Genomic DNA, 19,558 nt, shown 5'->3' with positions numbered 1-19,558 from the left:
CTGTTTGCCCCAAAATAGTCTGCCAATGCTACTTGCATCATAAAGTGCGTTAACATAATATGCAAGCAGATTGCATAACGTTTACCAATAGGCAGGCCTTTAAAAATTAAAGAGGCCATAAAACATTTAGTTTTATGGCCTCTTTAATTTCTGGATCCTTGTAGCCCGGCTTTAGCGTTTTTTTACCTATAAAACCTATTAACAGGCAACTCATACATCGTCGCTTCAATTATCTTTATGCAATTGTTTCTGCAACTGTCCCGGAATTCTTACCCTTTGTCTTTTTTAACAGTGGGAACTTAAATAGCCAGGATAGATATTTGGTTTTAGACGCGATATTTAATACTGCCAACGGTATAAGTATCCCCATTAACGTTCCTAACACTATATGCACTATGGAATTGTTAACGTGTAAGATTTTTGCCAAAAAAATGCGGGTTCCGTTTCCAGCTAACATGTGCACGAGGTAAATTACAAGAGAATTAACGCCTAAATATTCTAAAAAAGAAAACCCGGAACGATAAGTCATCTTTTCGGACAGATACATAATAACAAATGAGCCTGATAGCTGCGGAATTATCAAGTTGTACCAACTTGTTTGCGGAAAATTAAAATAAACATACAATGATGCTGCAAATACTAACAGGTTGGCAGCAAACAAATAACTGTTTTTAATGATCAAATTGCACACATGATTGTATTGTGACAACAAGATGCCGGCAGTAAAATAAAGAAGATTTAATAAAGCCTTATCAAAAACGGGGACTTTGTAGTTAAGAAAATAATAAGCCCACCAAATGATGATGCTAAGGAATGCGCCCCATTTTACCGATATTTTGAATAGTAAAACATTTAAAATATTGATAAAAAACAAAGCAAATAAAAACCAAAACTGAGAGCGTGGCAAATACAAACAAGTAAATAATTCACTTGCTTTAGTATGGTTGTTTGTATAGGCGGATAACCTTATTTCGATAAAGGTTTGTATCAGCGACCATACTACATAAGGATAAATAATGGTTTCCAGCTTATTTACAGTAAAATCAGCGGCCCCTCTTTTTAAAAAACTTTTAACAAAAAAGTATCCGGATAGGATAAAGAAAAGAGGCATATGAAAGCTGTAAACAAAGTTAACAGCATAGTAAAAAAACACCGGATCAATCAATTTGACTGTTATGAGGCCTTTAATTACGTGGCCAAATACCACCAATATTATGCCTACCCCTCCCTTTAAAACCCAATTCCGAAAAATGCCAGTTTGTTCAGCTTCAGAGATGACAGGCTGCGCACACGTTAATAATTCCGGCATCAAGCTTTTAAGCTATATGCAAATCACTAACTAATTACCCGATGCCGATCCCCTAACCACCACTTTACGTGCATCCGGCAAATCATTGAGCGCGGCATCACTAACCTTCACTTTTAAACTGTTATCTGATAAACTGTAACCTTGCGTGTTAGAAATAAAAATACCAACGTGTTTTACGCCGCCATCGGCAATTGTGATCTGGTTATTTCTAATTTCCATACCCCTGTTTACAAATGCAGAGGTTACCTTACCTTCAACAGATATTTCAATAGCGCCGGGCTGATTGGTGGTGCCCTTTTCAAAAGCGCTGTTTATTACATTGTTTTTAATAACGGTATTACTAACTCCCGGAATATTTCGGCCGGCTTGCCCCAATATAGCGCATGATTGCGTATGCTCAATAGTATTACCGGTAATTTGGGCACCATTTACTCCGCTAAAATATATTCCTCTTGAGTACGGATACCTTATAGTATTTCCTGATATCGCTATGCCGTTTGAACGTTTGTCTTGTGGCAAATAAATTAACGTTCCCGCTTTAAGATTTTGAACAGTTGAAGATAATCTGATATTCGTTTTTTGCTTATCTGACGATCTTTGCGGCAAATCCGAAATAGTAGCAGATCCAATCTCACGAAGATCGTCGGGATCAACAAACGTAATCTTTTGATTGGCTTTAAGTTTATATCGTTCATTAACCGCCATACCATTAACATCATTTACAGATGTAACCGTTGCGTACAAATTACCGCTAAACGATATCCCGTCATCTCCGCTAAATAAAACGGTGCAGTTGTTAACGGAGTTACCGTTGCCACTGTTAACTACATTAATGCCATCTGCATTTGACGAAATATATTGTACGCGCCCAGGTTTAGGCATTACCTTCAAATTTGAAAACGAAAGGTTGTTTTGCCACATACTGGAAACTCCAATTGCAGGTGAAGAATATACGGTTACGTTTTTTGCGTAATTGCCCGAGTCAATATCAGGGGGATAAGTCATAAAAGCAAGGGCGTTATTGCCGGCATAGCTGCGCTCTGAAACACATAGTATATCGCCAGGCTGAACCTTTGCAAGATTTGCAGCTAACTGTGCTCCGTTACCTTTTAAAACTATCTTAGTATTGCTTAAAGGCCCATCTGCAGCAAACAACCATTCAACCGGTACACTTTTTACTTCGTTATTTCCTGTTTTTCTCAAAACAAATATCCTTACCGAATATCTCGACGAACTGGTAAAATCAGATAGCGGCCTGCCGGTAACTTCACCAACAGAAATAGCATTGTTAGCAGCATCTACTGATGCTACTGTGGCCGAGGTAAAAGGAAGGTCCTGCCCGTAATCTAATTTTACGTTTTGTATGCCTACGTAATTACAATTTCTGATAATAATTCCGCATGCCTTCCTGGAGCTAAAACTAAACGTTGCGTTATTACATTCAATAACTACATTATTAGTATTAAATATATAAGCATGGGCATTATCCCTTACAGATTTAAAATAATATGTACCCGCAGGAACGTTTACTTTATTATAATTATGTTTTCCGGCATAAATTACAGCCGCCTCCAATAATGGCCCGGCATCAATAGTGTTGTTATCAGGCAGCATGTTTTGCTGCGCTATACCCATTTTTTTCAGGTCGGTTGATACATCAATTACCGAATATTGCTTTGCCGTTCGTGAGTTTTTTTCAGGAGCAGTGTGTTCATGGGCCTGCGCAATTGTTTCTGCACCACAATTAAGCAACAGTAAGAAAAAAGCTACCAGCTTTAGTAAAAACGCATGTGTTTTCATCACCAAATATTTAAGTTCTTCTGCAACAATAACGTTAATTACACACTATACTTATGTACCTCTACCAATTATTTCTTATGCTTGCTCATTACGGTATTAATATATTCTTTGAATTCGGTTTGAAAGCGTTTTTTTGAAAACCGTAAGGAGCTATTTCGAATTTCCTGACTCGAATACTCATTTTCTTTGCTTAAAAAATGATCTAATGTTTTGTTTAAGGCCTCCGCGGTTTGCTCTTCATAACATAAACCATTGCTTTCGTTCACAATTTCGCCTGCGGCACCGCCCTTGTAAGCAATTACAGGGGTTCCGGAAGCATGGGCTTCAACAAGGGCAATTCCAAAATCCTCTACTCCGGCGTATACAAACGCTCTTGCTTTGGCAAGATAAGTTTTGATAACATCTTTTTTCTGAAACCCAATAAACTCAATGTTATTCCGTGCTATTTTCTTAAGATAGCGCGACTGCGAACCATCGCCTATTACTATCAGCTTTTTACCATTTTGATTAAATGCTTCTATTACAATATCAAAACGCTTGTAGGGTTCAATACGTCCTACTATTACAAAGTAATCCTCTTTTTTTGAGCTTATTTCAAAACTTTCTACCTCAACCGGAGGATAAATTACCACCGAATCGCGATTATATTTTTTCTTTACCCAATTTTGAACAAATTTCGAATTGGATATCAAATAATCAGGAGTTTGAGCACTCTTCAAGTCAAAATCCTGCAAACCAGGTTTTACAGGCAAAAACAACTTTACTATGCCCTTAAAATATAGCGCGGCCTCATCCCAAACATATTTAAAGTTTCGAGCCTGCAGATAAGAAACATGAACTTCATCGCCAATCCTGTATCCTTTTGATAGGGCCCATGATGAACTGATAACCAAATCTACCTTGTTTTTTTGGGTTTGCTGATTAAACCGTTTAACGATCCATGGAAAAATGGGCAAAAAAAGCCTGAATTTATATTTAAATTTCTTTAGCACATTCGACTCGATCACAGTTACATCATTACCACCTAATGTTAGCAGCTGAGTATCGTGATCCATCTTATTTACATAAGCATAATAATAATCAAACTTATAAAGTTCGTTGATGGCTGTAACCACACGCTCCGCGCCGCCATATTTCTCAAGCCAATCTGTTATAAACGCAGTTTTCATTTCTTTTTCGAATCGAATAATGATAGAATCTTATTTTCAAAAGTGCTTAAATGGAAATTCTCGCCGGTTTCAAAGTCTTTAAATTTCGGCAAATCACTTAACACTGTATTTAAAGAGTTATATAAAGCATCAGGTTCATTGCTATTGTATAACTCTCCGTTTTTTCCGGGCGTGATAATCTCGCTTACCCCTGTTACCGTTGAAGCAATGCTATATAGTTTACATATCGAACTTTCAATCAAAACAGTGGGCAATCCTTCGGTCGATTCAATTTTTGCGCCAAAGCCTTCAAAGGTATTATCTTCTTTATCAATAGACGGAAACACAAAATAATCGGCGTAATTCATCCATGCCAACACATTATCTTTCCAACCAAGCCAATGTATATTTTTTGTTATTGAATTTTTTTCCGAAAAATCACTCAATATCTTCTTAAAATTTTCCTCGGCCTGCGTTTTGGCCGCGCCAAGAACATAAAGCACAAAGTCCTGATCAGGACGCTCCTTTTTTAACTTTGCAAAAGCATGTATCAAATGGTGCAATCCTTTATGCGGCCGCAGCAAACCTACATAAAGAAACTTAACCGCAGTATTAACACTTTCATGCCCAACCTCATTCCTTACTGCACTTAAATCAACATTACTATACTGTGAAAAATCTATCCCATTATAAATAACAACCTTATTACCGGCTTCAGGCAAACTTCGGGCTACGTCGCCGCTAACACAAGCAACGGTATCAAACGTATTTAAAAATAATTTAGCCAGCTTATTAGGAAGGCGATTTTTACCATGAAAATGCAGGATGCTTTTTTTCCGGAATAACTTTGCCGATAACAACATCATTGTTGCACCCCGAGGGTCGCAACAATAAAGGAAATCATATTTTTTCGAGTTGATCTGTTTCAGACAGTTAAAGTAAAAAGGGAGCAATCCACCAAAAACCGACTTAAAAAACTTCTTCTTGCTAAACCAGGAATCCTCATCACCGTATGTTAATAAATGCTCGCTTGCATTTATAAGCTCAATTTCATCTACAACAGGTTCAAAGTTTTTACGCAGCGAACCAAACCGGTCATCAACAAGAAGCAAAGTAACGTGAAATCCGTTTTTCTTTAATATCCGGCATACATTTAAAGTGATACGTTGGCTTCCCGAAAAAAACGGGTAGGCTTCAAATACTAATACTTTTGAGGACATTTTTTTACTGATAACTATTTAGAAACAATTGAGGCAGCAGGTTCTCTTTTAGGATAAAAAAGCGGCGTTATAATTTTAATTAACGGCAGTTCTACATACTTATAAACCGGTACACTGGCAGCAACGCAAACCAGGGTACAGAGTATAATATAAACATCGGGCGAAGAAATGCCCAGGTACCGAAATATTATTGCAAAGAATTTTATACCCATTATATGCACCAGATAGCAGGTATAAGAGGCATTACCTAATAAAACCAAAGGTTCTGTTATTTTTACATAAAGGTTATTGGTTGCAAAAATCGATTTTTCGAGCAAAATATAGCCGCCGGCAAACAACATACAGGGTATTCCCCATATTAGTGATCTACGTAACGCTATCCAGGTGTTACTAAAAATATTATTAGGTAAAGTGATTTCCTTATGATCAATAAAAATACTCCGGCTCATTAAAAACGCGCCGAGCACTATTGAAACCGTAAAGAAAAACCATGCTATATTTTTCCGTTCGAAGCCTTTAAAACGATCATAAAACATACCCAAAATAACGCCTAAGGCAAACTCAAAAAGAAGTGGGCTAAGGGCAAAATCAATAATTACGTAATTAGAATTAACCAGAACCCCCAATAACGTTAGGGCACACATTATAACCACTAATTTTATTTTAAGATTTTGCGTTTTAAAGATTAAAAGAACCGCAATGAGCAGATAAAAATACAACTCGATAGATAGCGACCAACCCACGAACAGGATAGGACTGATATATTGGAAACTGTTAAAAACAGGAAAAAAGAACAATGTGCTTAATACAGATTGTAGCGTTACCGGCTGGTGCCACATTATTGATAACACCAGGTAAACCGCCGATATTAACCAATAATAGGGTATTATTCTGATCACTCTTTTCAAAATAAAATCCTTCCAACCGTTTTTCACTGATTCAAAAGGTGCAACAACCCTGGTCATGATAAAACCGCTGATAATAAAAAACAGATCGACTCCGATTGCGCCCCAGTCTGCTAAAAAATAATAAGTCGCGATAACCGCTTTACTATGGAACAATCCCTTACCTGTAAACAGATAATTGGCCGATGAAATGGTGTGAATAAAAACAACCATCAAAACGGCAATGGCCCGTAGTACTTGAATTGAAATTATTTTTTCGTTTTTGTGTTTCATTGCTTACGATTTAAAGGTCAGGCGGCAAGTACTATTTTAACATTAAAGCTTCCAGGTAATCATAAGGATTTCCGTCAAAAACGAGATACTCCTTAGTAGCATCATTCAGGGCTATAACTCCTTTTAATAAATCCTGCTTATTGCTATAATTCTTCAGAAAATTTAAAAGCTCTGGTTCCTGTGCAAAAGAATAGCCATTCATTGATGAATGATAGCTATAACCAAGATCGGCCTGCGGAATGTTTTTATTGGGATAATAATAAATACCCGGAATATCGCACAAAATACCATCGGTAACAACCATGGTAAGTACCCCGTAAACGCTAACAGTTCCGATAACCATGTCGATATTATTCAAAAAAGAATATATATCCTGCTTATCAATTTTCAGGTTAGGATTTTTGGCTAACTTTTCTTCGGGAGTGTAGGGTAAATTAGGCCGCGGTTTTACAACAAATTCTATTTCTGTATCCGGTAAGGATTTTGTAAATGATTCTACAATACTATTAATAAAATATTGCTGATAACTATCCGAGTTATAAGTTAATACAATGCCTATCCGAAGTTTACTACCATTTTTGCCTGCATTTTTATTACCGGCCAATTGCTCCTGTAAAAATGAATAGTCGATGCGGCCGCCATTCACATTTTCGCAATAATTATATTTCATGAATTGGCTGTACTGACCGTGTAAAATCGCATCCCAATTCTTCTTAATTTTATTTGACGGGAGTATGTTATAATCCAAATAGAAATACGAAAAATGATCAATAGGATTGATCTCGGTACCATGAGGAACTAAAATATGATTGATGTGATTAGCCCGGTACTTTCTCTTGCAAACACCGGCATAAATTAAGCCTGCAGCCGCCCCTCCCCTAAAAACGCTGCTTACATTTAACTCCGGATCTTTTGATAAGTTTTCTATCAAACTCCCCATAAGCAGGTTATATTCAAAAAAGTAAATTGTTTTCAATAAAACGTCGGCATTCCAGGCCTCGGGTATGGAACCTAAAAATGGTTCATATTTTGCTAATATTTTATTAAAACTTTTCCTGAATGAAAGCAGAGAAAAAGCGAAGGCCAAAAATTTACCGGGGCTGATACTATACTGGCCTAACCAATAAATTGATTTGTTCCAATTGGTTTTCGATTTTAACAAATAAGGATTTGGATGTATAACCAATGCATTCCCCTCATTGTAAAGTTTATCTAAAAAGGCATAATCAATCTTTTCCCTGTTATTTGCAAACGAGTTCCATAATATAACTTTTTTACCTTTCCATTGCACCCTTTTTACCATAAAATTGATCAGCAAAATGAAATACTGGGCAATTACCGTAGCAGCCAGTTTTAGTTTTTTATTAAAAACCTTTTCTGACCGGGATAATGAATTTTTCCAATAAACCGTCTTTGAATGGAAATCAACGGTTACCTGTATACCGTGTGCTTTCAACGCCTCACTGTAAAATTCGCCCAGCTTGTTATTATTATTATGAATCAGCAAACTCAGTTCGGAAATGTTGTTCTGCTTGCAATGGGCTGCAATATTTTTAACCAGCAACGGATGCTCCATTAATTTGATATCCGTCAAAAAATACCGGTTAATAGTTGTATCAAATAATCCTTCTAAGCTGTAAAAAGATATATCTTTTTCAAAGATAGTAGCAAATATGTTCCGATTTAAATCCTGGCATAAGCCCGGCGACGGGTAAAAGTAATCGAACAAAAAATGTTCGGGAAATTGATTGCTGTCTGTGATAACTAATTTTCCCATGATACGGAATACTTAGGTTTTGAAAGGTATTTCTTTTCGCTTATACAAATTACTAGTGGTATAATGAAAACCAAAAATTCAAAAACGTAAACTAACTCAGTTGTTGCCCAGGTTTGGAGATAAACCATTAAGGTGATCATTAAGCTTTGCCGCATTAAACTTCCCTTTCGGGTTAAATAATTGGTAATTGAAGCCATGATAAGCCCGAATACAAAAAACACAATTATCCCAAAGTAACCGAAGTTAAAGTATGCTTCGCTCATAGCATTTAGAGGCAAACCGATATCCGTTCGGCCCCAGAAGGTTTCTGCAACATAGGCATCGATAAACTCGGGTTTTAAATCGCCTATCCAGGTACGCGGAATAGGGAAAAAAACCAGGTTAAGATATGACAGCCCAAGCAACATATCGTTCGATTTAAGATTTGAAAAAACCATTTCATCTCTTAACTGCAACTGATAATTTGCCAATTCGTAATACCATTGGCTACTTTTTTCCTGCTGCGCTGCAAAATTTTCCGAAAATTTGCTTTCGCTCGTATCAGATGACCTCCTTAATAACCCCAACACAGCAAACCCTACAAATATTGCCGGAATTGCCGGTAAAAACACCCTGATAGGCACTTTCTTAAACGAGAAGATCAATATTAACGCGGTGCCTATTGAGTAAATGGCAAAACCGCGGCTACCTGCAATAAGGAATAGTAAAACGATACCTGGTACATAGATCCATAAAACCCTCTTCCACTTTTTGTCTTTTTCAAGCAACTTGATTGATAAGTACATTGGTATTAAAACCAGCACTAAACTCGCTATAAACGACACCAAAAAGTTGTCCTTTAAGGCATCTGATGCCTCGGCATTACCCGATCGTCTGGATAGCAGGTATAATAAATTTCCCCCAGTGATCCTGTATAGTGATATGGCGCTAAACAGCATCCCAATTATAATTACTACTAATAGTATTCTCGAGTTTTTAAAACGAAAAACCGGCGCTTCGGTAGTTTTTGGGGTAATTTTCTTCCTGAATATAACGTAGGTTATCAATAACAATGTTATACAAAACATATGAAACAGCAGCATCATTGCTGATGATCCGTAATAATCGCTTATTCCATGTTTTGAATTTAGCAACCCGGTAAAATCAACCAGGCTTTTGGGCGTATCGTAGGCAAAGTAGTAAGGGAACTTTAAAACCTCGTATACAAAACTGAATATCAGAAAAAAAACAGGGGGCTCGTAGAGGTACTGAAAAATACGCGATGCAAGTACGAAAAAAATCAAGTTGATATAAATGACGAACAGAATTTCTGACGCCATGAAATTAAAGTCGGCAGTTACTTTAAAATTAAAAATACAAAATAGCAATATGATTATATTTACTGAGCGGAAAATTTTCCTATACTTTTGAATTGAAAATATGTTCATATTGTTTTGTTTAAATTATTAGCCCTGGCTAATAATATTTTTATAGAAATCCAACAATTTAGCCGCCGACTTTTTTATCGAATATTCGGAGTTATTAAACTCTTCGTGATAATTACGGCGCTCGGCTGCTGAAGGAATTTTAACTTCATTTAAGATATGGTTAGCCCAAAAATCGGCCCCTTTATCAAGGCTAATCCTGTTTACCAGGGTTGCAATAACATCAACCCGCTGCGGAATCACATCTGTAAAAATAACCGGCAAACCCGCACTCTGCGCTTCAAGCAGTACAATACCTAAACCTTCATATAACGATGGGAATAAAAACATATCGAATAAACCGCTCATGAATTTATTTACATCAGTTCTGGTGCCCGCCATATGAACATTGTTTTGTAAACCTCCGCCAATAATACTTTGCCTGATCTGCTCTTCCAGTATACCGTCGCCAATAAAAACAAAATGGTAATTAGGGTTTTGCGCTACAATTTTCCTTGCAATTTCAATTATAAACGTATGATTCTTTTGTTCAGTAAACCTACCAACGTGACCAATTATTATATTACCGGCATCTAAATTAAATAATTTTAGCAACTCTTGGTTTTTAGGGGTTTCCAGCACAAATTTACTGGTATCGATGCCGTAATCGATGATAGTTTCTACCTTATCAAACAAAGCAATACTTGCATCTTCCGAGCAAGCTAACTTATACTTTACCTTTTTAATAATAGCTCTTGAGGCTTTTGAAAAGTATTTAAAAATAAACAGCTTCGAATCTGTAGATGTATTATGGCTATGCGCTATAAATTGGGCTTTAGTAAACCGGTTGAAAATAAAAAACAAACCACAAAGCAAATGGCGGTGACAGTGCACAATATCATAGCCATTTTCTTTAACCGTTTTAATGTAATATTGGGCTACCTTTAACACATTTTTGGTTTTAGGCTGGTAATAAACTTTGCAGCCCATAGCTGTTACCAAATCATCATATACTCCTTTCTTATCCGAAAAAGTCATAAAGTCAATTTGATATTTATTAAAGTCAACCTGACCTAATACGTTATACAACCAAGTTTCAACCCCGCCAGCCGTTAAACCACCCAAAACATTTAAAACCTTTATTTTTTTTTCCACGTTATTATAAGTTAAATATGATGTTATCCGGCATAGTCCATTTAAAATATCACACCGACTATGTGCAATAATCAGTTAGCCGCCGCTGGTTTTACTTTAGTAAACTTGTTTTTTAATGATAAAAAATAGGTCTCAAAATATTTGTAAGATAAATGAGATAGTATTAACGTTAAGGCTATTACCGAAAAGTTAATTATAATTGAAAGCAGCGGAATATTTACTACCTGAGCTAATTTAGTTTTAAGTACAATAAATAAAACAAAGTTTACCATTATCATGTGATACATATAAATGCCGTATGATATTTTACCGAGGTAAGTAAACTTCTTCAACGCACTTATAGGTTGTGAAAACGCAAGGGTAACAATCCATCCTATTGAGATAAGACCGCAAACGGTATGGTATAATTGCTCATTCAAACTCGATATCGGATTAAATACATTGGTAAAAAAAACCAAAACAAATAATACGAAGAAAGTAAACAATACTAACTTCGATTTAAAAAAGGGGATTAGAATTTGCTCGTACTTTTGAATAAGCAATGCCATTACACCTCCTATTATCATAAAATCAAACAGAAAGCGATATTTAAGCAGTATAGAACCCGGATTTAAAAAGTTATAGGATGCTATGATCAGGTAAAGTACTATCAAAAACCCCAGTATAAATCCTTTACTGCTTTTCTTAAATAACAGAGGCCAAAGTAAATAAAACTGTTCTTCAACGCCTATCGACCATGTTATTGACAAAATAGACCCGGGTCTAAAAAGCCTTTGAAATACATTCGACAGAAAAAACACACATAATAGCAGCGCCTCTCCAATACTATAATTTGCTTTTGAAACAATACCTAATCTGGGTAAGATTATATGGTAATATAAAATCCCAACAATAATAACGGCAAAATACACGGGCCATATTCTTAGCACCCTGCGTAAATAAAACATCTTTAAATTGATGTCACTGTACACATCCCGTTCAATTAATAACAGGCGTGTGATCAAAAACCCACTTAATGTAAAAAAGAAAAATACGGCTTCAGTACCCTTGTGAAAAATAGCGAAATCACTATACAAATGCACATGTAATACTGAAGCCGAGATTTCAGGGATATGAAAAATTACAACAGCTAAAGCTAAAAAAACTCGCAGTATATCAAGATTTTCAAAATAATTTACTTTTTCTGTTTTTTTTATCATTATAAATACCGGGATGAGTTAGGTAAGATTTCTTAAAGAATTGAATAATTATGATACAGGGATCTATATCAGTCTAAATCCTTCAAAACATTACTTATACCGCCATCAATATTGATGTTGGCGCCGTTTATAAAACCAAGTTCGTCCTCAGCCAATAATAGCGCTAATTGAGATACTTCACGCGGTTTACCTATGCGTTGGCTTGGATGTAATTCATTAAGCATCTGCACCTTGGCTTCATCATTATCAAAACCATCACGCAGCATTTGCGTATCAATTGCTGCCGGGCTTATAGCGTTTACCCTTACACGCCCCTGCAAATCAACAGATAGCGCCTTGGTTAAACCTACCAGGGCACTTTTTGAACTTGCATAGGCCAAAAAGCGTTTTTTGGTAAGCTGATGATGGATACTTGCGATATTGATGATAGAACCTTTTGCTTTTTCGAGCCTTTTTAAAAAAAACTGGCTCAACATTAAAGGTCCGGTAAGGTTAACGTTTAGTGTTTGGTTCCAATCTTGCAAGGTTATTTCATCCAAATTGCTCAAGATCTGTACTGCAGCGTTGTTAATAAGTGCAAACAGTTCAGGAATCTCTTTGTCAAAAGTAGCCTCAATGCTTGCCTTATACTCCGGGTTAGCGCAATATTCGTTCAGATTGAATTTAAAAAACTTATCGCAATACTCCGGCTGGCTATCTTTTACATCAAGGCCTATTACTTCATAGCCTTTTTCTTTAAAGGTTTTAGCCAGCTGGCTTCCAATACCACCTAATACACCGGTTATTACTACTGCTTTAGCCATTTTTATTGTATTCCTAAATAACCAAACATTAATTCAATAGCTCTTAAACTTGCCCTTACTACAGCTTCTTTGGTATTAGACCCATTGTGAGTACCAAAAATACATTGTTCGAACTGGCGTAAAGGGCTATCCTGCGGAAGTGGCTCAATTTCAAAAACATCTAAACCGGCCGATTTTACTTTACCTGAATTCAGCGCTTCAATTAATGCAGTTTCATCAATCAGCGGTCCGCGTGATACGTTGATAATAATCACACCGTCTTTCATTAAAGCTATACTTTCCTTATTGATCAGGTGATAGCTTGATGGCGTTAAAGCGCAGGTAATAATTACAAAGTCAGCATCTCCAAGCTTTTCAGGGAAAGGAAGGATTTCGTTAACCTGTGCTTCTTCAGCAGTTAATTTACTAAACGGATCGTAAGCATTTACATTAACGCCAAAACCTTTTAAACGGCGTGCTGTGCCTAAACCAATATCGCCTATACCTATCAGGGCTACAGTTTTGCCTTCAACAGACATACCCGCAGGCTTTATCCAGTTTCCTTTACGTACTTCGCGGTCAACACGGTAGCTGTCACGTGCCAAACCTGTAAAATAAGCAAGCGCCATATCGGCTACCTCATTGCCAAACATTCTTGGTGTATTTGAAATAGGAATGCCCAACTTTTCGCAAGCCTTAAAATCAACGTTATCTACACCAACGCCCCATTTTACAGCAGCTTTCAATTTGCCCTGAACACCGGCCTGAAATACCCTTTCGGTAGCAGGATCATCGCCGATTATCCAACCTTCTACCTGTGGAACCAACTCAATAAGCTGTTCCTCAGTTAGTGTTTGTACCACCTCCGGCAAAATCAACTCAATACCCTTTTCCTCAAAAAAATGTTTTAACTGATCAATTCCTCTTAACATCGGAGGACAGGTGATTAATATCTTCATACGATCTTATTTATCATTTTATACAAAAGTTCCGCTACTATGAAATTAAATTCCACATCAATATCCTGCGCCTCAATCTCCGGCATTTCATACAAAAATGGCCTGTCGCCGATTCTGTTATGTTTTCTTTCAAGTATTTCTTTAGTGAATACGTAAAAACAAGAGTTCTCTTCAAAAATAGGAGGCAGATCTTGTGTACGCAGTAATATATTCTGGTTATGGTTAATCGGGCGTGCTAAAGAATCCCAAAACCTTACATGTTTTCTTGTTACCGAAAACAGTGAATCATACATAGGCTGGATATCAAAAAATCTTTTGATACCTGCGGTTAACGTTTCAACTGTTAATAATGGGTTGGTACTGTGCGTTTGTAAATAAAACTCAGATGGAACCTGGTTAATGCTGTTCAACAACACATCGTTCATTGGGATGGCGCCATCTCTTAAATGTTCAGGGCGCTCCAACACAAGTACATCCGGAAAAGAAGCCTGCGCCTGTTCGATAACAATAGGGCTGTCGGTATCAATCACAACCTTATCGATTAAAGGACAATCTAATAATGTTTGAATTACATGATGAAAAAGTGGCTTCCCCGCAAAATCCCTGTAATTTTTTCCAGGTACCCTTTCGCTCGAATGCCGCATCGGTACGATAGCGGCTAACTTAAATTTATCCATTTGAATGTTGATGTTTTTTGTAGATGTAAAAAAGCAGATTAACCCTCAAAGCCACTGTATATAATTCTTTCTCCAGATGGTGGCAAATGAGTTAACTCATTGTGACGAGGAGGCCTTTTCATATCATTTGGATAATATAGCCTGTTCCTCAATGTTTCATTGATTTGATTTTTTTGATTGTATCCAAGGTAGGTGCCCCAAAATTGCATGTACCTGAACATCACAATCGAAAAAAAGTTGTTCATGAAATTTTTATCATGGACAGCGTGAAAGCTATCTGAAAATATATTGGCAATTGTTAAACGTACAAAATTGAAAAACGAAAATTTTTCATTAGGGTAGATTATTTTCAAAGCAATAGCCTCCCTCCTGTACCTGTTTTTTATACGCGACGGCGTTTCTTCATGTACGTGCACTATCGGGGCCAAAGCTTCGTATGCAATTTTATGATTTTTCGCTTTTATCTGACTGGCCCAGGCCAAATCCTCTAAACCAGTTAATGACTCATCATACGGCTGTTGTTCCCAAAGTTCCTTCCTAACAACGCAGTTGGCGTTATTACAGAAAGAAATTGCCTGATCATAATTTGAAAAGGAAGGGAACCATTTATTGAAAAGCTGTTGTTCGGAATACTTGGATACTTCACAACCAACCTGCCTGCCGTATACTAAAGCAACATTTTTATCATTAAAAGGAGCTATCATCCGCTCTATCCAATCGGTATAAAGCGGATAAACGTGAGCGCTTGCAAAAAGCAAATATTCTCCCTGGGCAGCCATACACCCACGGTTCAACGCCCTTCCAAAAGAAAACTCCTCGGGACGAATGTTAATAATCTTAACACCATATTCTCTCGCAATAACTACAGTATCGTCATTTGAACCAGAATCTACTAATATTACTTCGATTTGCTGAAATATAGTCTGCCGTTTTACACCTTCAAGCAACCTCCTTATATGTTTCTGTTCATTGTATGAACGAATTATTAAACTACATACCGGTTTCATAACAACATCTGGTTAAAATATTACAACAATTGCAATCGGAATTATAGATATGTCCTGATTACTTTACTTTTTACTTCTTCTTGCTAAATAGTTTGTTCCAAAAACTTGGTGTTTCTTCGGTAGTGCTGCCATAGCCGTAACCATAGCCGTAACCGTAGCCGTAACCATAGCCATAGCCATAATAACCGCCTTTTTTAGTTTTTATATCGTTAATAACCAAATAAGACCTACGGAATTTCTTTTCGCGGGTTAACTCGTTAATGATATTCAACTGCGATTTATAAGTGTATTCCTGCCTAACAATATATAAACTGGCATCAGTATGTTTTTCTATCAATTGAGCATCCGAAACCAAGCCTATAGGCGCACTATCGATGATCACGTAATCAAACCTTTTCTTAAGCGCATCGATCAACTCGTTAAATTTATCGCTCAATAATAATTCGGTAGGATTAGGAGGGATTGGGCCCGAAGATATTATAAAACAATTTTCTGAGAAAAATGTGGGCTGAATGATCTCGTCGATGGTCATTGTTTCAGATACCACATAATTTGTAAAGCCCGTACTGTTGCTATCTAAACCTACGTTTTGCGAAAGTTTAGGCTTTCTTAAATCCAGCTCCATTAACAATACCTTTTTACCGCTTAAGGCGAGCACACTACCCAAATTCATGGTGATAAATGATTTGCCCTCACCACTCATACTCGATGTAACCATGAGAACGTTGCTCTTTCCCTGCGATAATACAAACTGAAGGTTGGTTCTTAATCCCCTGAATTGCTCGGATAATATCGACCTTGAGTTATTTCCAACCACCAGTGATACACCTTCAGGATTATTGCCGATTTCGCCAACCACCGGAACCTTGGTATTTGATTCAATGTCGCTTTTATTTAAAATCTTAATATTGAGAAGGTCCTTACCATATACATATCCAGCAGGAATCAGTAAGCCTAAAAATATCCCAATAAGCAGTATTAGCGGTCTTTTAGGTTTAAAAGGGAAGTAATCACTTTTAGCCGGATCAATAATACGTGCGCTATTAACAGTTGATGTTTTTGCAATGGCTGTCTCTTCTCTTTTTTGAAGTAAATACAAGTATAAATCTTGCTTCAAATTTTGTTCGCGCGTGTAATCAAGAAAAACACGCTCTTTTTTAGGTACTGTAGAAACCTGCCTGGTAAGCGCAGAATTTTGGCTTTTAGCTTGTGCAACAGTAGATTCAAGCCCCTTTTTGTAAGATTCAAAACTCTTAACTAAGCCTACCCTCGCATTTTCAATTTGATCATCTGCTGATTTTACTACCGGGTTATCATCTTTATAAGACAATGCCAGCTTATCTCTTTCAACAAGTAAATCATTGTACTTACCTATAGCTGCGGCGAAAACAGGATCAGGTACGGCAAATGAACTCGGAATAATCCTCTTTACATTTGGAGCATCGATATATTTTTCAATATCTGTTACCAGCGATAACTGTACCTGCAAATCACTTAATTTGTTTTGGTAAGTAGATACATTATCAATTAAAGCTTTGCCTTGCTGGTCGACATCTGCTAATTTATTTTCCTCTTTAAATTTTGTGAAATCTCCTTCAATGCCTGATAATTCGGCAGTTACTTTACCCAATTGCCCGTCAATAAATTTCAAAGTACTATCGGCAATCTGCGTTTTATTTTGCAGGTTGGATAATAGATATAGGTCCATCAACTTTTGCAATATCATTTCACCCTTTTTAGGGTTGGAGTATTCAAATGACAATGCCAGCGTAGTACTCTTTTTATCTGTAAGCTGAACATCAAAGCTTCGCATCAAATCGTCAACACGTTCATCAACCGACTGAACGTTTATCTGATATCCCTTAGGGTTTAATTTCCCCGGCCTTTGCGAAAACACCAAATCGTACTGATCCAATTTTATTGGTTCGTCAAATTTGGCATCTACTGAAATATTGCCTTTGCTATCTTCTAAATGAATTTTACCGTTTTCTATCTGAACCTGGTAATTCTTATCTTTAATCGAATCAACCTTGGTTATCAGCTTTACTGTAAATGGTTCTTCATCAGATGTTTCAAGAGATCTAATCCTTCCTTTAGAATACACAATTACATTTAAACCCAATGACCTAACGGTTCTTTCCATCAATAACCGTGATTTTAATATATCGATCTCGTTATATGAGTTACTGCTCATATCGAACAAGTCGGAAAAATCAATCGAACTGCTTTTCAATACCTGATCGCCTGCAGATCCTCCATGACTTTCATCAATAAGTATTTGGCTATTTATTTTATATGCAGGTACCGCATACCGCGCATATAAATACGCGCCGGTACAAAAAATAACCAGCCCAACAACAAAAACAATCCAATGGCTGATAAATATTGAAACAAGCTTCTTAAAATCCTTGCCGCCCTCTTCGTTATTTACTTCGATATTGAACTCCTGATCCTGGATTCCCATTTTGTAATAAAAATTAGTTGATTCTTGTAATTAAAATAATAAGTACTGATAAAGCGGCTCCGATAATTGTGTACGTTTTGGCCTGAGTGCCATCTGTAGCAGAAGCTTTCGCTTTATTTGGCTCTACATAAATAACATCGTTTTGCCTTAGATAAAAAACGGGAGAAGAAATGATATCGCTTTTTTGAAGATTAATCCTATATGGAGATCTGGTTCCATCCAAATTTTCCCTTATAAGTAAAACGTTTTCTCTTTTACCAAAAATTGTCAAATCTCCGGCTAACGAGATAGCATCAAGTATACTAACTTTTTCGTTTGGAGTAATATAAACCCCCGGCTTTGCAACCTCACCGGTAACACTAAATTTAAAATTAGCATACCTTATAATTACAGTTGGTTCTTTATAATATTTAAGAGCCTCTTTAAGCACTAACTCCTTTGCTTCACCTGTAGTAAGCCCTAATAGTTTTATCCGCCCCAATACAGGCACCTCTACAAAACCATCTTTATGAACGAGATAACCTGCAACTACCGGCTGTGCCGAACTGCTTACACTACCAATTGCCGATGCAGCTCCAGCTATAGGAACGTTACCCTGGTTTATCATAGCCGTGGCCTGCGGATCTACAGTTTGAATTAAAATTGTAATAATGTCATCAACCTGTATTGTAGGTTCCTGATATTCTGCTTTCGCAAGACTCTTCATCTGGCCGGAATCAGGTATATCTTGAAAATATTTGATCTTTTTTGGGGATGAGCAAGAAAATAAACCGGCAGAAATGAAGAAAATCGACAAGAATACCAATGAGTTTAACAAGGAACTTTTTCTCATAAAGTTTGAGCTTTCATTTTTAATAGGTATAAAGTTTAAAGCACTGCAATATATGTACTTTTTTTCACACCCAACAATTTAATTTATCATTTTTTTTAAAAAACAGGGATAACCGTACCTTTTTTTTAATCAAAAGTGCATTTTAATATAATATTGAAAATTATGCTTGCCCCACTGTTCCACCAAAATTCATAGGAAAACCCGGATGATCAGGTTGTACCCTGATGCGGCCATTAACAGATTCAAATTTTTCTATATTATCTTGCAATGCCGAAAGAAGGCGTTTGGCATGCTCAGGAGTTAATATGATCCTTGATTTCACCCTTGCTTTAGGCACACCGGGCATAACCCGTATAAAATCTAATACAAACTCCGAATTTGAATGGGTAATGATAGCGAGATTTGAGTAAACACCTTCTGCAATTTCTTCTGATAGCTCGATGTTGAGCTGATTTTCGTTTTGTTCTTCCATGTCACTAAAATAACAAAAAGACGTTCTTTATAAATTGCCTTTTTGTGAGGTAAATGCTGCGCAAATATAGCTTTTAAGAATGCAATTACATCTTATATTCTGCCTGCGCAAGATCCCACGTAAAACAGGAGTGTTCTACTTTTGTTTTAACTTTTTTTTAAAAGCATAAAAAAAGT

16 protein-coding genes are annotated in these 19,558 nt (G+C 36.7%); all 16 read right to left on the bottom strand.

The window, feature by feature from the left end; all coding sequences use genetic code 11:
* Nucleotides 1-235: 235 nt before the first annotated feature.
* The 16 genes from BMX50_RS21735 to BMX50_RS21660 all read right to left on the bottom strand — a co-directional run bounded on the left by BMX50_RS21735 (nucleotide 236) and on the right by BMX50_RS21660 (nucleotide 19,382).
* Nucleotides 236-1,309: an acyltransferase family protein gene (locus BMX50_RS21735; protein ID WP_091213632.1), complete on the bottom strand. Its 1,074-nt coding sequence runs from the start codon at nucleotides 1,307-1,309 to the stop codon at nucleotides 236-238.
* Between the two features lie 30 nt (nucleotides 1,310-1,339).
* Nucleotides 1,340-3,109 (bottom strand): right-handed parallel beta-helix repeat-containing protein, encoded by a 1,770-nt coding sequence (locus BMX50_RS21730; protein WP_091213629.1) that lies wholly within the window; start codon nucleotides 3,107-3,109, stop codon nucleotides 1,340-1,342.
* 68 nt (nucleotides 3,110-3,177) lie between these two features.
* Complete coding sequence (locus tag BMX50_RS21725; protein ID WP_091213625.1) at nucleotides 3,178-4,278, bottom strand: glycosyltransferase; 1,101 nt, start codon at nucleotides 4,276-4,278, stop codon at nucleotides 3,178-3,180.
* Nucleotides 4,275-5,477: a glycosyltransferase family 4 protein gene (locus tag BMX50_RS21720; RefSeq protein ID WP_091213622.1), complete on the bottom strand. Its 1,203-nt coding sequence runs from the start codon at nucleotides 5,475-5,477 to the stop codon at nucleotides 4,275-4,277. Before BMX50_RS21720 ends, BMX50_RS21725 begins: the two co-directional genes overlap by 4 nt.
* A 14-nt stretch (nucleotides 5,478-5,491) precedes the next feature.
* Complete coding sequence (locus tag BMX50_RS21715; RefSeq protein ID WP_091213619.1) at nucleotides 5,492-6,655, bottom strand: acyltransferase family protein; 1,164 nt, start codon at nucleotides 6,653-6,655, stop codon at nucleotides 5,492-5,494.
* A gap of 31 nt (nucleotides 6,656-6,686) precedes the next feature.
* Nucleotides 6,687-8,432 (bottom strand): hypothetical protein, encoded by a 1,746-nt coding sequence (locus BMX50_RS21710; protein WP_091213616.1) that lies wholly within the window; start codon nucleotides 8,430-8,432, stop codon nucleotides 6,687-6,689.
* Complete coding sequence (locus tag BMX50_RS21705) at nucleotides 8,420-9,859, bottom strand: O-antigen polymerase (RefSeq protein WP_091213612.1); 1,440 nt, start codon at nucleotides 9,857-9,859, stop codon at nucleotides 8,420-8,422. Before BMX50_RS21705 ends, BMX50_RS21710 begins: the two co-directional genes overlap by 13 nt.
* An 18-nt stretch (nucleotides 9,860-9,877) precedes the next feature.
* The gene (locus BMX50_RS21700) at nucleotides 9,878-10,990 is read right to left on the bottom strand and encodes a glycosyltransferase (RefSeq protein ID WP_091213608.1); all 1,113 of its coding nucleotides are present in this window, start codon (nucleotides 10,988-10,990) and stop codon (nucleotides 9,878-9,880) included.
* Between the two features lie 71 nt (nucleotides 10,991-11,061).
* Nucleotides 11,062-12,189 carry an acyltransferase family protein gene (locus BMX50_RS21695; RefSeq protein ID WP_091213604.1) on the bottom strand — a complete coding sequence of 376 codons (1,128 nt, stop codon included), beginning with the start codon at nucleotides 12,187-12,189 and terminating at the stop codon, nucleotides 11,062-11,064.
* Between the two features lie 68 nt (nucleotides 12,190-12,257).
* A complete protein-coding gene (locus tag BMX50_RS21690) occupies nucleotides 12,258-12,992 on the bottom strand; it encodes an SDR family NAD(P)-dependent oxidoreductase (RefSeq protein ID WP_091213600.1) in 735 nt (244 codons plus the stop codon).
* A gap of 2 nt (nucleotides 12,993-12,994) precedes the next feature.
* Nucleotides 12,995-13,930 carry a phosphoglycerate dehydrogenase gene (locus BMX50_RS21685; protein ID WP_091213597.1) on the bottom strand — a complete coding sequence of 312 codons (936 nt, stop codon included), beginning with the start codon at nucleotides 13,928-13,930 and terminating at the stop codon, nucleotides 12,995-12,997.
* The gene (locus BMX50_RS21680; protein WP_091213594.1) at nucleotides 13,927-14,607 is read right to left on the bottom strand and encodes an acylneuraminate cytidylyltransferase family protein; all 681 of its coding nucleotides are present in this window, start codon (nucleotides 14,605-14,607) and stop codon (nucleotides 13,927-13,929) included. The genes BMX50_RS21685 and BMX50_RS21680 overlap by 4 nt, the downstream gene beginning before the upstream one ends.
* A 38-nt stretch (nucleotides 14,608-14,645) precedes the next feature.
* Nucleotides 14,646-15,614 carry a glycosyltransferase family 2 protein gene (locus BMX50_RS21675; protein ID WP_091213588.1) on the bottom strand — a complete coding sequence of 323 codons (969 nt, stop codon included), beginning with the start codon at nucleotides 15,612-15,614 and terminating at the stop codon, nucleotides 14,646-14,648.
* Nucleotides 15,615-15,684: 70 nt separating this feature from the next.
* A complete protein-coding gene (locus BMX50_RS21670; RefSeq protein WP_091213583.1) occupies nucleotides 15,685-18,078 on the bottom strand; it encodes a GumC family protein in 2,394 nt (797 codons plus the stop codon).
* Between the two features lie 13 nt (nucleotides 18,079-18,091).
* Nucleotides 18,092-18,910 (bottom strand): polysaccharide biosynthesis/export family protein, encoded by an 819-nt coding sequence (locus tag BMX50_RS21665; RefSeq protein WP_091213576.1) that lies wholly within the window; start codon nucleotides 18,908-18,910, stop codon nucleotides 18,092-18,094.
* Nucleotides 18,911-19,070: 160 nt separating this feature from the next.
* On the bottom strand, nucleotides 19,071-19,382 hold the full coding sequence (locus BMX50_RS21660; protein WP_091213572.1) for a DUF3467 domain-containing protein: 312 nt from the start codon (nucleotides 19,380-19,382) through the stop codon (nucleotides 19,071-19,073).
* Nucleotides 19,383-19,558 lie beyond the last annotated feature (176 nt).

The sequence above is a fragment of the Mucilaginibacter gossypiicola genome (assembly GCF_900110105.1).
GTDB lineage: Bacteria > Bacteroidota > Bacteroidia > Sphingobacteriales > Sphingobacteriaceae > Mucilaginibacter > Mucilaginibacter gossypiicola.
The sequence above is the reverse complement of the archived record's forward strand: the minus strand, read 5'-3'. Positions and strand labels throughout refer to the sequence as shown.